Consider the following 12,839-nt stretch of genomic DNA (forward strand, 5'->3'; position numbering starts at 1 on the left):
GCCGCCGCTCCCCGGACAACGCTGAGGAGATCGCGATGGCTCTACGACTCGCCGAGGGCACCTCCTGGTCCGACACGCTCGCCCGGGCGGTGGCCGCCACGCCCGAGGCATTCGACACCACACCCGAGGGCATACCCACGCTCCACAATCTCGTTCAGGGGCAGTGGCGCGCGCTCGGCACACCGGCTCCGGTCCGTACCCCTGTCGACAACACGGTCCTCATCAACCTGGCCCGGCTCGACGCCGAGGCGGCGCGCGGCGCTGTCGCCCACGCCGCGGCGGCGCACCGGGAGTGGGCGCGGACCCCGCTGCCCGAGCGCGTCGCCCGGGTCACCGACGCGCTCGACGCGCTCACGGAGCACCGCGACCTGCTCGCCCTGCTGCTGGTCTGGGAGATCGGCAAGCCGTGGCGGCTGGCCTGCGCCGACGTGGACCGGGCGCTGGACGGCGTGCGCTGGTACGTGGGCGAGATCGAGCGGATGCTCGCCGACGGCCGGGAGCCGCTGCCCGGCCCGGTCAGCAACATCGCGTCCTGGAACTACCCGATGAGCGTGCTGGTGCACGCCGAGCTGGTGCAGTTGCTGGCCGGCAACGCGGTGATCGCCAAGACGCCGTCGCAGGGCGGCGCGGTCTGCCTCACCGTCGCCCACGCGCTGATGCGCCGCGCCGGACTGCCCGCCACCCTGCTGTCCGGCAGCGGCGAGGAACTGTCCGAGGTGCTCGTCCGCGCGCCGGAGATCGGCGCGGTGGCGTTCGTCGGCGGCCGCTCCAACGGCGGCAAGGTCGCCGCCGCGCTGCTCGACTGCGACAAGCGGCACTTCATCGAGCAGGAGGGCCTCAACGCCTGGGGCATCTGGAACTTCTCCCAATGGGACTCGCTCGCCGCGCACCTGCGCAAGGGCTTCGAGTACGGCAAGCAGCGCTGCACCGCGTACCCCCGGTTCGTGGTCCAGCGCGACCTGGTCGACGAGTTCCTCGACATGTACCTGCCGGTGGTCCGCTCGATCCGGTTCGGCCACCCGCTCGCGGTCGGCGACGACTGGTCGGCCGGCGACCCGCTGCCGGAGCTGGACTTCGGTCCGCTGATCAGCGCCGCCAAGGCCGAGGAGCTGCGCCGCAAGGTCGAGGAGGCGGTACGCGGCGGCGCCGTGCCGCTGCACCGGGGCAAGCTCGACGGCGCGCCGTTCCTCGACGGGCAGGACACGTCCGCGTACGTGGCGCCCGCAGTGCTGCTGGCCCCGCCCGGCCGGTCCCGCCTGATGCACGCCGAGCCGTTCGGCCCGGTCGACACCATCGTCGTGGTGGACACCACCGACGAGCTGCTGGCGGCGATGAACGCCTCCAACGGCGCGCTCGTCGCGTCGCTGGCCTGCGACGACGAGGAGCTCGCCGGCAAGCTGGCGGTGGACCTGCAGGCGTTCAAGGTGGGCATCAACAAGCCGCGCTCCCGGGGCGACCGGGACGAGCCGTTCGGCGGCCGGGGCGCCTCCTGGAAGGGCGCGTTCGTCGGCGGCGACCTGCTGGTGCAGGCGGTGACGGTGGGCGGCGACGGCCGGCTCTACGGCAACTTCCCCGACTACAGCAGCTACCCCGCCACCTGATCCCGCGAACACGGACGGGGCCCCCGCATCGGGGGCCCCGCCGTGTCACCGTCCCCCGCATCGGAGGTCGGTCCGGGTGGCGCGCGAACGCGCCGGTTGCGGCCCTCCGGTCGGACCCCTCGGGCGTGCCGCGCCGTTGCGGCTCACCTCCGTGGTCCGGCCGGACGGCCGTCAGCTCATCCTGGCCGCCGCGCCGGCACGACCGCGCCGCGACCGGCCACCGCCGGTCCGCCGGTCACCGCGTCACCGCCGGCCGCCGGCTCGCCCGTCGGCGGCGCGGGAACCAGCGGAAGCGTCACGGTCAGCACCGCGCCGTCGCGTTCCATCGCCACCGGCCGGTCCAGGCGGCGCAGCGTCCGCAGCATCGGGGTGTTCTCGGCCTGCACGTGCAGCAGCACCGCGGCGTACCCAGCCCGGTCGGCGTGGCCGAGCAGGCGGCGCAGCAGCGCCGAGCCCAGGCCCCGGCGCTGCCAGTCGTCGCGGACCAGCAGCGCCGCCTCGGCCTCGTCGCCCTCACCGAGCAGGTTCGCCATCGCCACGACCGGCTCCGCCGCCCCGCCGGAGCCCGCCGTGGCGAGCAGGGTCACGCCCCGGGCCGGCTCCAGCAGCCGGCGCAGCCGCGCCGGCGCCGGGTCGGCCGCCCCGCTCAGGTAACGCCGCTGCCGGCTGCGCGGCGAGCAGGCCGCGTGCAGCTCGCGTACGCCGGGGACGTCCTCGGCCGTCGCCGCCCGCACCGACACCTCCCCGCCGTCGGGCAGCACCAGCGTGACCCGGTCGGAGTCCCGGCGGGCCAGCATCGCCGCCAGCTCGACCAGGGCCTGCGCTCGGGCGTACTCGGCCGGGGTGAAGCTCGGCTCCCGGCGGCGCAGCTCGTACGCGCCACCGGCCGGGTCCGCGAGCGCCAAGGTCGTGCCGCCCACCCCGCCCGGCGCGGCGGCGGGCGTCGGACGCCAGGTCACGGTGTCGGCGCCGAGCAGCGTGCGCAGCGCCGCGCCGGTCGCCTCCGGGTCACGGACCAGCCGCCCGGCGAGCCCGACCACCCGGGTCGGCTCGTCGGCCAGCCCGCGCGCCTCGCTGCGCGCGACCCAGCAGTCCCGGCCCCGGCCGCGCTCCACGGCGGCCCGCAGCTCCGCCTCGGTGATGTCCTCGGGGGCGTCGACCAGGAAGTCGTCGACCGCGCCGGCCTCGGTGGTGTGCACCTGCACGCTGAGGATGTTGACCCCGCGCAACGCGAGGCTCGCCGTGAGCACCGACAGGTAACCCGGCCGGTCGTCCACGGTGGCTCGGATCCGCCACAGCGCCATGGTTGTCTCCCTTCCTCGACACCGACCATGCCGTGCCCCTGTTGCGGGCCCGTTGCCCCGCGGTGACGCGGCCCGTCCGGTCAGGTGACGGTGGTCACGGGTGGCGCGCCGACCAGGTCCAGCCGGTCGCCGAGGATCACCGCGCTGGCGCGGACGATCTGGGCGAGCCGGTCCACCTCGGTGGAGTGGAACCCGGCCGCGGCCAGTGGCTCGCTGTGGTCGCGGGCGACCACCAGCACCAGGCCGGCCCGGCCGAACGGCGCGACCGCGTAGTGGTGCCCCTCCGGGCTGGTGATGGACCGCGCCCGCAGCGGGGTCACCTCGGGCAGCCGGGGCGGCGTCGGCGCCCGCCAGCTCGCGTGGCCGATCGCGGCGACGCCCGCCTCGCCGCTGCGCGAGGCCCAGTCCAGGGGTACGACGGCGGCCACCGCCCAGTCGGCGGCGAGCAGCCCGGGGGCCGCGTCGACGAGCGTGGACACCCCGTCGGCCGGGTTGGCGGCCACCTGCGCGAGCAGTTCCGCGTCCTGCCCGGTGGTGGTGGGCGCGCCAATCGCCCGCCACACGCCGTCCACCCGCACGCCGGGGATCGCGGCCAGCCCGGCGAGCATCCGCTCCACCCGCGCCGCGCCCGGCCACACCACTGTGAAGTCGTCCACCGCCCGGCCGCCGAGCCGCTCCAGGACCACCACCTGCACGATGTCGGCGCCGGAGACGCCGAGTGTCCGGGCCACCTGGCCGAGCGTGCCCGGTCGGTCCGGCAGGGTCACCCGAACTCTCAGCAGCATGTCTGATCCCTCCGCTCGGCGGGCCGGCCGGGCGGCCGGCCGGCTGAGGCCCAGCCTGCCGGTTGACCATTTCGCCCCTGTTGCAGCGGCATGTCCCGCCGGGAAAGCCTGACCTTGACAACAAAGCTGAGCTGCCATCAACTATTCGGATGACCGATCCGGCCGCCGTCGCCCGGTTCTCGGCCGGCCCGGCACCCCGCGGGCTCGACCTCGACCGGCTCACCGCCTACCTGGCCGCGCACCGGCCGGATCTGACCGGCCCGCTGTCGGCGCGGCTGATCGCCGGCGGCAAGTCCAACCTGACCTACCTGCTGCGCGCCGGCGACCGCGAGGTGGTGCTGCGCCGGCCACCGCTCGGGCACGTGCTGGCCACCGCGCACGACATGGCCCGGGAGCACCGGGTGATCTCGGCGCTCGCGCCGACCGGCGTACCGGTGCCGGAGGCGCTGCTGCTCTGCGCCGACGAGAGCGTCATCGGCGCGCCGTTCTACCTGATGGCGAAGGTCGACGGCGAGGTCTACCGGCGGCGGGAGCAGACCGACGCGCTGACGCCGGCGCAGCGGCGCGACCTCGCGATGGCGATGATGGACACGCTCGCCACGCTGCACCGGGTCGAGCCGGCCGAGGTGGGCCTGGCCGACTTCGGCCGCCCCGAGGGCTACCTGGGCCGGCAGGTACGCCGCTGGGCCGGCCAGCTCGACCGCTCCCGCAGCCGACCGCTGCCCGGCATCGACGAGCTGCGCGACGCGCTGGCCGCGAGCGTGCCCGAGGGCGCGAACGCGGGCCGGATCGTGCACGGCGACTACCGGCTGGACAACCTGCTCGCCACCGTCGACCCGGTGGCGGTGCGGGCGGTGCTCGACTGGGAGATGGCCACCCTCGGCGACCCGCTGGCCGACCTCGGGCTGCTGCTGACGTACTGGGACGTGCTGGGCGACAGCGACCACGGCGAGGGCAACCCGGTGGCCGACGGCATCGGCCCGCGCGCCGGCTTCCCCACCGGCGCCGAGCTGATCGAGCGGTACGCCGGGCGCGCCGGCGTCGACGTCGGGCCGCTGCACTGGCACGTGGCGCTCGGCTGTTTCAAGCTGGCGGTGATCTGCGAGGGCATCCACTACCGGCACACGCTCGGGCAGACGCTGGGCGAGGGTTTCGACCGGATCGGTGACATGGTGGCGCCACTCGTGGCGCACGGGCTGCGCGCGGTGAGGGAGAACTAGATGGAGTTCGCGTACGACGACCGGACGGTCGAGCTGCGGCAGCGGCTGGAGGCGTTCCTCACCGAGTGCGTGTACCCGGCCGAGCCGGTGCACCACGAGCAGGTGCTCGCGGCCGGCGACCCGTGGGCCCGCCCGCCGGTGATGGCGGAGCTGAAGGCGCAGGCCCGGGAGCGCGGGCTGTGGAACCTGTTCCTGCCCGACGCCCGCTACGGCGCCGGCCTGACCAACCTGCAGTACGCGCCGCTGGCCGAGCTGACCGGCCGCAGTCCGCACCTGGCCCCGGAGGCGCTCAACTGCGCCGCGCCGGACACCGGCAACATGGAGCTGCTGGCCGAGTTCGGCTCCGAGGCGCAGCGCAAGCAGTGGCTCATGCCGCTGCTGGCCGGTGAGATCCGGTCCGCGTTCTGCATGACCGAGCCGGAGGTGGCCTCCTCCGACGCGACGAACATCGGCACCCGGATCACCCGCGACGGCGACCACTACGTGATCAACGGCCGCAAGTGGTGGTCGTCCGGGGCGATGGACCCGCGCTGCGAGATCTTCATCGTGATGGGCAAGACCGACCCGGACGCCGACCGGCACCGCCAGCAGAGCATGATCCTGGTGCCCCGGGACACCCCCGGCGTGACGGTACGACGCGGGATGCGTGTCTTCGGCTACAGCGACGCCCCGCACGGCGGGCACGCCGAGATCGACTTTTCAGACGTGCGGGTGCCGGCGGAGAACCTGGTCGGCGAGGAGGGCACCGGGTTCGCCATCGCGCAGGCCCGGCTCGGCCCCGGCCGTATCCACCACTGCATGCGCCTGGTCGGCATGGCCGAGCGGGCCCTGGAGCTGCTCTGCCGGCGCGTGCTCGACCGGGTCGCGTTCGGCCGTCCGCTCGCCGAGCAGGGCGTGGTGCGGGAGTGGATCGCCGAGTCGCGGGTCCGCATCGAGCAGGCCCGCCTGCTGGTGCTCAAGACCGCGTGGCTGATGGACACCGTCGGCAACAAGGGCGCGCACACCGAGATCCAGGCCATCAAGATCGCCACGCCGCTGATGGCCGAGTGGGTGATCGACAAGGCGATCCAGGCGCACGGCGGGGCCGGTGTCAGCCAGGACACCCCGCTGGCCGAACTGTGGGCGGCGGCCCGCACGCTGCGCCTGGCCGACGGCCCGGACGAGGTGCACCGCGCCTCGCTGGCCCGCCGGGAACTGCGCCGCTGGTCCTGACCGGCTCCCTGCGCGACGGGCGGGTCAGGCGGAGGCGCGGTGGATGAGCTCGGTGTCCAGCAGCACGTGCGGCGAGGGGACCTCCTCGCCGCGGATGCGGGAGACCAGCAGCCGGGCCATCTGCCGGCCCATCTCCTCGACCGGCTGGAACACGGTGGTCAGCGGCGGCTCGGCCTGACGCGCGATCGGGGCGTCGTCGAAGCCGATCACCGCGACGTCCTCGGGCACCCGGCGGCCGGCCTCGCGCAGCGCGCGCAACGCGCCGAACGCCATCAGGTCGGAGGCGACGAACACGGCGTCCAGTTCCGGGCAGACGTCCAGCAGCCGGCGCATCGCCGCGGTGCCGCTGCCCTCGCTGAAGTCCCCGTACGCGATCAGGCCCGGGTCGACCCTGCCCCCGGCGGCGCGGACGGCCTCCTGGTAGCCGGAGAGCCGGGCCAGGCCGGCGCCCATGTCCTGCGGGCCGGCGATGGTGGCGACCCGCCGTCGCCCCTTGCGGAACAGGTGCTCCACCGCCTGCCGCGCGCCGCCGACGTTGTCCATGTCGACGAACCACGCCGGCTGCGCGTTCGGGTGCAGCATCCGCGCCGGCCGGCCGCCGAGCACCGTCGGCAGGCCGCGCTCCTCCAGCAGCGTGGGCAGCGGGTCGGCGTCGTGCAGCGAGAGCAGGAGCACACCGTCGACGTGCTGGTTGGTCAGGTGGTGCTCGACCCGTTCCCGCTCGATCGGCGACTGCACCATGGCCAGCCAGAGCTGCATCGGCGTCTCCACCAGCCCGGAGCTGACGCCCCGCACGATCGCCGCGAAGAACGGCTCGGTGAAGACCCGTTCCCCCGACTCGGAGACGACAAGGGCCACCGAGTCGGTCCGCTGGGTGACCAGCGCACGGGCGGCGCGGTTCGGCACGTACCCCAGCTCGGCGATGGCCTGCTGGACGGCGGCCCGGGCCTCCGGGCTGACCTGCGGCGAGCCGTTGACCACGCGGGAGACCGTGCCGCGCCCGACGCCGGCGCGAGCCGCGACCGCGTCGAGGGTCGGACGCCCGAGCGAGCGGGTGCGCTGCGTTGTCATCGTCTGTTGCTCCTCCGACGGTCGGGCGGACCCGGCACCGATTGAGGCGTCGGCGCCGGGCCGCCCGTTACTGGCTGGCCCAGCTTATTGTGCGGGCAGTCCGTTGCGTCGGATCACGTCGGCGTACCACCTGGCGCTGGACTTCGCGATCCGGGCCTGGCTGTCGTAGTCGACATAGACCATGCCGAACCGCTTCGTGTAGCCCCAGGCCCACTCGAAGTTGTCCATCAGCGACCAGGCGAAGTAGCCCTTGAGCGGCACGCCGGCCTCGATCGCGGCGTGCGCCGCGCGCAGGTGCGCGGCGAAGTAGGCCAGCCGGTCCGGGTCGTCCACCCGGCCGTCGACCAGCTCGTCGACGAACGCCGAGCCGTTCTCGGTGACGTAGAGCGGCAGGTCCGTGTACTCCCGGTGGACCCGCTCCAGCGTCTCCACCAGGCCCGGGGCGTCGATCTCCCAGTTCATGTCCGTCACCGGGACACCCCGGGTGACGAACCGGACGTCCTCGCTGGCCGGCCAGCAGGACGGCGCCCGCCAGTAGGGCTCCGGCTCCGCGCCCTCGACCGGCGCGGCGACCACGTGCCGGCTGTAGTAGTTGATCCCGACCATGTCCAGCGGCGTGGCGATGGTCGCCAGGTCACCGTCGCGCACGTGCCCCATGTCGGTGAGCCCGCGCACGTCGGCGACGAGGTCCGCGGGGTACGCGCCACGCAGCACCGGATCGAGGAAGAACCGGTTGGCCAGCGCGTCGATCCGGCGGGCCGCGTCGGCGTCCGCCTCCGAGCCGGTCGCCGGGGTGACCGGGTACAGGTTGACGGTGATGCCGAGCTGCGCGTCCGGACGGACCGCGCGGACCGCCTGCACGGCCAGACCGTGACCGAGCATCAGGTGGTGCCCGGCCCGCAGCGCGTCCGCGCCGTCGGAGCGGCCCGGCGCGTGCACGCCGGAGCCGTAGCCGAGGAACGCCGAGCACCACGGCTCGTTCAGCGTGGTGAAGTACTTCACCCGGTCGCCGAGGGCCTCGGCGACCAGGTGCGCGTACTCGGCGAACCGGCCGGCGGTGTCCCGGGCCGGCCAGCCGCCCGCGTCCTCCAGCGGCTGCGGCATGTCCCAGTGGTAGAGCGTCAGCCAGGGCTCGATGCCGTGGCCGAGCAGTTCGTCGATCAGGCGGCGGTAGAAGTCCATGCCCTCCTGGTTGACGCCGCCCGTGCCGCCCGGCTGCACCCGCGGCCAGCTCACCGAGAAGCGGTACGACCGCAGGCCCAGGTCGGCCATCAGCCGCACGTCGTCCGGCATCCGGTGGTAGTGGTCGCACGCCACGTCGCCGGTGTGCCCGGCCACCGTCCGCCCCTCGGTGTGGCTGAAGGTGTCCCAGATCGACGGCGTACGGCCACCCTCCGCCGCCGCGCCCTCGATCTGGTACGCGGCGGTGGCCGCGCCCCAGAGGAAGTCGGGCGGGAAGGTGAGGGCCGGACCGGCGTCGAGGAGACCGACGGCGGGCGGGCTTGCTGGGTTGCTCACGACTTGACGGCGCCTTCCATGATGCCGCCGATGATCTGGCGGCCGAACAGAACGAACACGACGAACAGGGGCAGGGTCGCGATCAACGTACCGGCGAAGATCTGCGAGTTGTCGGCGAAGTAGGCGGTGTTGAGGCTGCGCAGCGAGATCTGGACGGTCGGGTTGGACGGGTCGGCCAGCACCACGAACGGCCAGAAGAACTGGTTCCACTGCTCCATGAAGGTCAGCAGACCCAGCACCGCGGCGGCCGGACGCAGCGCGGGCGCCACGACGTGCCAGTACACCCGCCAGGTGGAACAGCCGTCCACCCGAGCAGCCTCGATCAACTCGTTCGGTACCGCCTGTTCGGCGTACTGGCGCATCATGAAGATCCCGAAGCCGCCGATCAGGAACGGAACGGTCACCGACGGCATGGTGTTCAGCCAGTCGAGCTTGGCCATCAGGATGTACAGCGGCAGCACGCCGAGCTGGATCGGCACCATCATCGAGGTGAGGATGATCAGCAGCAGCGCGTTCTTGCCCCGGAAGCGCAGCTTCGCGAACGCGAAGCCGGCCAGCGAGCCGAAGAACACCGTAGCGACGGTGATCGTCCCGGAGACCAGGAACGAGTTCATCAGGCCCTTGAGGATGTTGGCGTCGCTGTTGGCGAGCACCCGCTCGATGTTCTCGCCGAGCTTGCCGCCGGGCAGGAACGGCGGCGGCCAGGAGTTGGCCGCGTCGTTCGTCCGGCTGGCGATCACGATCATCCAGTAGAACGGGAACAGGGAGAGCAGCACGCCGAAGATCAGGCCGATCATGGTGAGCGGGCTGGCCTTCCAGAGCCGCTCGGCCCGGTGGGTGGTCTTCACCGGCGCGCTGTGCCGGGTGGGCGGGCGGACCGCGGTGGTCGTCATCTCGTCACCTCACTTGTCGGAGCTGATGCGGCGGGCGAGCAGGTAGTTGATCGCCGACATCAACGCGATGAGCACGAAGAGCACGAGCGCGACCGCTCCGGCGTACCCCCACCGGAAACGCTGGTTCATCACGTCGAGCAGGTACATCGTGATGGTCTGGAACTGCCCCTCCGAACCACCGGAGAGACCGCCCGAGCCGCTGGTGAACAGCAGAGGCTCGGTGAACAGCTGAAGGCCGCCGATGGTGGAGATGATCAGCGTGAAGATGATCGTGGGGCGCAGCTGCGGGACCGTGATGGACCAGAACTGGCGCCGCCGAGAGGCGCCGTCCAGCGCCGCGGCCTCGTACATGTCCTTGCTGATCGACTGCATGGCGGCGAGGTAGATCAGCGCGTTGTAGCCGACCCACCGCCAGTCGACCATGGTGGAGATGGCGAACCATGAGGCGAAGCGGTTCGCCCGCCAGTCGATCGGGTCCAGGCCGATGCTGTCGAGCAGCCAGTTGACCAGGCCGAAGTCCTTGGCGTAGAGCATCGAGAAGATCAGCGCTACCACAGCGGTCGAGGTGATGATCGGCATCGCGATGGCCATCCGGAAGAACGTCTGCGCGCGCAGCTTCCGGTTCAGCGCGTTGGCGAGCATCAGCGCCAGCAGCAACTGGGGCACTGTGGAGAGCGCGAACATGCCGAACGTGTTGACCACCGCGTTCCAGAACTGCGGGTCCTCGGTGATCAGTTCGACGAAGTTGTCCATCCCGACGAAGGAGATCGTCGGGTTCAGCGGCGACCGGTCGGTCAACGCGATCCAGACCGTGTACGCGATCGGGTACACGCCGAACACGGCGAAGATCACGAAGAACGGCAGGACGTACAGGTACGGCGAGTACTTCAGGTCCAGCCGGGTCATCGAAGCGGCGCGGCGGCGTGTGTGCCGTGCGGAGCGCGGCGCGCCGGGCTCGGGCGGCGCCGCGGCGTGCAGGTCGAGGCTCATGGGGAGTCCTTCTCCTCGGCCGGCGTCACCCGCCACACGGGCGACGCCGGACTCTGCGGGCACCGCGGGTGGCTCAACCGGTCACTTACCGGCGGCCGCACCGTTCTTCAGGGCCGCCTGCCACTGGTCGCCGGCCGACTTGCCCTGCTCCACGGCGCGCAGCGTGTTCTCCACGGCGGTGCGGACCGCGTTGTTCTTCGGGCCGAGGTAGACCGGCTTCAGCTCGGTCGCGCCGGCGGCGAAGATCTTGCCGACCGGGGCCTTGCTGAAGTAGTCGTTGGTCGAGTCGGCGACGGCCGGGTCGGTGAGCGCCTGCGGGTTCGACGGCAGGTTGCCGACCGCCTTGTACGCGCCGATCTGACCCTTGGCGCTGGTCAGGAACTTGGCCAGCTCCGCGGCCTCCTTCTGGTGCTTGCTCGACTTCGGCACGCCCAGGAAGGAACCGCCCCAGTTGCCACCGGCGCCCGGCGCCTTGGCGATGTCCCACTTGCCGGCCGCCGCGTCACCGGCCTGGCCCTTGATGACACCGGTCATCCAGGCGGGGCAGGCGATGGTGGCGAAGGTGCCGTTCTTGAAGCCGGCGTTCCACTCGTTGGAGAACGACTGGAGGTTGTTGGACAGCCCGGCGGCGATCATCTTGGTGGTGAGGTCGTACGCCGTCTTCACGTCCGCGTTCTGGTCGATGACCATCTTGTTACTCTTGTCGTAGTACGTGTAGCCGCTGCCCTGGCCCGCGACCTGCATCAGCACCACGTTGTAGAAGTTGGTCGCCGAGTCGACGAACTTGTGCTTCTTGTCGGCGGCGGCGAACTTCTGGCCGGTGGCGATGAACTCGTCCCAGGTCGGCCAGAGCGCGCCGACCTGCTCGCGGTCGGTGGGCAGCCCGGCGGCCTTGAACAGGTCGCTGCGGTAGCACAGCGCCATCGAGCCGACGTCGGTGCCGAGGCCCAGCACCTTGCCGTCGGGGGTGGTGCCCTGCTCCCACTTCCACGGCAGGAAGTTGCCCTTGAGGTCGTTCGCGCCGTGGTCGGCGAGGTTCACGAACTTGTCGGCCTGGGCGTAGAACTGGACGATCGTGCCCTCTTCCAGGGCCACCACGTCACCGGCGCCCGAGCCGGCGGTGATCTGCTGCGTCAGGCGGGTGTTGTAGTCACCGAGGCCGAGACCCTTGCCCCGCTCCTGGATCTTGACGTTCGTGTGCTCCGCTTCGTACTGCTTGTACAGCTCTTCGTAGCCGAAGCCCTGGTCGCCGAAGACGTCGACGACCAGCGTGATCGGGCCGCTGCCGCTGCCGCTGTCGCCGCTGTCCGAGTCGTCGCCGCAGGCGGCGGTGGTGCCGAGCACGACGACGGACGCGAGCGCGATGGCCGCGAACCGCCGACGGCGGATTGGGACGCTCATCCGAGACCCCTCTTTCGGTGGTGAGGCGATATCTGCTGTGTGGTGGGGGGTGCGTTTCGCGCGGGCCGGAGCGGGCAGGAGGGAGATCCGCACCACTCTCGGGAGCGCTCCCATGAGGTTGCCGGGAGGTGACAGGGGTGTCAATAGACCGTTGGGAGCGTTCCCATTTCGTTACCGCGCCGCCGGGTGACCCTCCTCGGAACCCGCGCTCAGCGGCGCGCGGGCGGCGCGGTCAGCGGCGCGGGCGGCGCGGTCAGCAGCAGCGGCGCAGCAGGACGGTGGCGCGGTCGCTGTCGAACGCGGCCGGATCGAATGCCGGCCCGGCCCACTCGCGCATCGTCAGGTGCTCCGGGTGCGCCGGGTCGGCGAGCGCGGCCAGCAGGACCGCGTACCCGGCCGGACCGCCCACGTCCTCCGGCGGGCAGGCCCGCTCACCGTCCAGGCAGACCGGGTAACGCTCGTCCGGGTCGGCGGCGCAGCAGTCCTCCACCACCAGGTCGTGCTCCCACCAGTCACCGAAGTCGTAGGTGTAGCGGAACCGGTCGCCCTTGCCCACTACCGCGTCCAGCCGCACGTCCAGCTCGTCGCGCAGCGCCAGCTCGCCGTCCGGATCGGGTTCGCCGTACTGCCGGCCGTCCACGTCGAACGAGTGCAGGTGGCAGTCGCGCCAGCCCATCGCGTGCTGGATCACCCGGTGCAGCCGGTCCAGCGTGTAGCCGCCGGGCACCAGAATCCGCCGCCACACCCGCGGCCGGACCCCGGCCAGCGACACCATGAGCTGGAGAATCTGACGCGACACGACGTCCCATCCTTCCTCGGCATAGGCTGCCTGCATGATCTGCCG

Annotated in this window: 11 protein-coding genes; 3 read left to right on the forward strand and 8 right to left on the reverse strand. The window is 72.4% G+C overall.

Annotated elements, in window-relative coordinates; genetic code table 11:
* Positions 1–35: 35 nt before the first annotated feature.
* Positions 36–1,601, forward strand: a complete 1,566-nt coding sequence (locus AMK25_RS21045; RefSeq protein ID WP_073830120.1) for an aldehyde dehydrogenase family protein — start codon at positions 36–38, stop codon at positions 1,599–1,601.
* 176 nt (positions 1,602–1,777) lie between these two features.
* Here AMK25_RS21045 and AMK25_RS21050 read toward each other — a convergent pair whose 3' ends face one another.
* Positions 1,778–2,905 carry a GNAT family N-acetyltransferase gene (locus AMK25_RS21050; protein WP_241826436.1) on the reverse strand — a complete coding sequence of 376 codons (1,128 nt, stop codon included), beginning with the start codon at positions 2,903–2,905 and terminating at the stop codon, positions 1,778–1,780.
* Positions 2,906–2,985: 80 nt separating this feature from the next.
* Positions 2,986–3,690 (reverse strand): amino acid-binding protein, encoded by a 705-nt coding sequence (locus AMK25_RS21055; RefSeq protein ID WP_073830121.1) that lies wholly within the window; start codon positions 3,688–3,690, stop codon positions 2,986–2,988.
* 149 nt (positions 3,691–3,839) lie between these two features.
* Between AMK25_RS21055 and AMK25_RS21060 the strand changes: the two genes are divergently transcribed.
* Together AMK25_RS21060 and AMK25_RS21065 are read left to right on the forward strand one after the other, a co-directional pair.
* Positions 3,840–4,910 (forward strand): phosphotransferase family protein, encoded by a 1,071-nt coding sequence (locus tag AMK25_RS21060; RefSeq protein ID WP_073830122.1) that lies wholly within the window; start codon positions 3,840–3,842, stop codon positions 4,908–4,910.
* Complete coding sequence (locus tag AMK25_RS21065; RefSeq protein WP_073830123.1) at positions 4,911–6,122, forward strand: acyl-CoA dehydrogenase family protein; 1,212 nt, start codon at positions 4,911–4,913, stop codon at positions 6,120–6,122.
* A 24-nt stretch (positions 6,123–6,146) separates the two neighbouring features.
* Here the strand turns inward: AMK25_RS21065 and AMK25_RS21070 are convergent, their stop codons facing one another.
* The 6 genes from AMK25_RS21070 to AMK25_RS21095 all read right to left on the reverse strand — a co-directional run bounded on the left by AMK25_RS21070 (position 6,147) and on the right by AMK25_RS21095 (position 12,794).
* The gene (locus tag AMK25_RS21070; protein WP_073830124.1) at positions 6,147–7,193 is read right to left on the reverse strand and encodes a LacI family DNA-binding transcriptional regulator; all 1,047 of its coding nucleotides are present in this window, start codon (positions 7,191–7,193) and stop codon (positions 6,147–6,149) included.
* A gap of 84 nt (positions 7,194–7,277) precedes the next feature.
* On the reverse strand, positions 7,278–8,711 hold the full coding sequence (locus AMK25_RS21075) for a GH1 family beta-glucosidase (RefSeq protein WP_073830125.1): 1,434 nt from the start codon (positions 8,709–8,711) through the stop codon (positions 7,278–7,280).
* On the reverse strand, positions 8,708–9,508 hold the full coding sequence (locus tag AMK25_RS21080) for a carbohydrate ABC transporter permease (protein ID WP_198937639.1): 801 nt from the start codon (positions 9,506–9,508) through the stop codon (positions 8,708–8,710). The genes AMK25_RS21075 and AMK25_RS21080 overlap by 4 nt, the downstream gene beginning before the upstream one ends.
* 105 nt (positions 9,509–9,613) lie before the next feature.
* Complete coding sequence (locus AMK25_RS21085; RefSeq protein ID WP_043325606.1) at positions 9,614–10,594, reverse strand: carbohydrate ABC transporter permease; 981 nt, start codon at positions 10,592–10,594, stop codon at positions 9,614–9,616.
* Between the two features lie 81 nt (positions 10,595–10,675).
* The gene (locus tag AMK25_RS21090; protein ID WP_073830127.1) at positions 10,676–11,995 is read right to left on the reverse strand and encodes an ABC transporter substrate-binding protein; all 1,320 of its coding nucleotides are present in this window, start codon (positions 11,993–11,995) and stop codon (positions 10,676–10,678) included.
* A 253-nt stretch (positions 11,996–12,248) separates the two neighbouring features.
* Positions 12,249–12,794, reverse strand: a complete 546-nt coding sequence (locus AMK25_RS21095; protein ID WP_073830477.1) for a plasmid pRiA4b ORF-3 family protein — start codon at positions 12,792–12,794, stop codon at positions 12,249–12,251.
* Positions 12,795–12,839: the final 45 nt, after the last annotated feature.

It is taken from the genome of Micromonospora sp. TSRI0369, from assembly GCF_001905625.1.
Taxonomy (GTDB): Bacteria; Actinomycetota; Actinomycetes; order Mycobacteriales; family Micromonosporaceae; genus Micromonospora; species Micromonospora echinospora_A.

Coding starts and splice junctions, on each gene's coding strand:
- AMK25_RS21055 (WP_073830121.1), bottom strand. CDS start 3,690: ATGCTGCTGAGAGTTCGGGTGACCCTGCCGGACCGACCGGGCACGCTC.
- AMK25_RS21060 (WP_073830122.1), top strand. CDS start 3,840: ATGACCGATCCGGCCGCCGTCGCCCGGTTCTCGGCCGGCCCGGCACCC.
- AMK25_RS21050 (WP_241826436.1), bottom strand. CDS start 2,905: ATGGCGCTGTGGCGGATCCGAGCCACCGTGGACGACCGGCCGGGTTAC.
- AMK25_RS21090 (WP_073830127.1), bottom strand. CDS start 11,995: ATGAGCGTCCCAATCCGCCGTCGGCGGTTCGCGGCCATCGCGCTCGCG.
- AMK25_RS21085 (WP_043325606.1), bottom strand. CDS start 10,594: ATGAGCCTCGACCTGCACGCCGCGGCGCCGCCCGAGCCCGGCGCGCCG.
- AMK25_RS21080 (WP_198937639.1), bottom strand. CDS start 9,508: ATGATCGGCCTGATCTTCGGCGTGCTGCTCTCCCTGTTCCCGTTCTAC.
- AMK25_RS21045 (WP_073830120.1), top strand. CDS start 36: ATGGCTCTACGACTCGCCGAGGGCACCTCCTGGTCCGACACGCTCGCC.
- AMK25_RS21065 (WP_073830123.1), top strand. CDS start 4,911: ATGGAGTTCGCGTACGACGACCGGACGGTCGAGCTGCGGCAGCGGCTG.
- AMK25_RS21070 (WP_073830124.1), bottom strand. CDS start 7,193: ATGACAACGCAGCGCACCCGCTCGCTCGGGCGTCCGACCCTCGACGCG.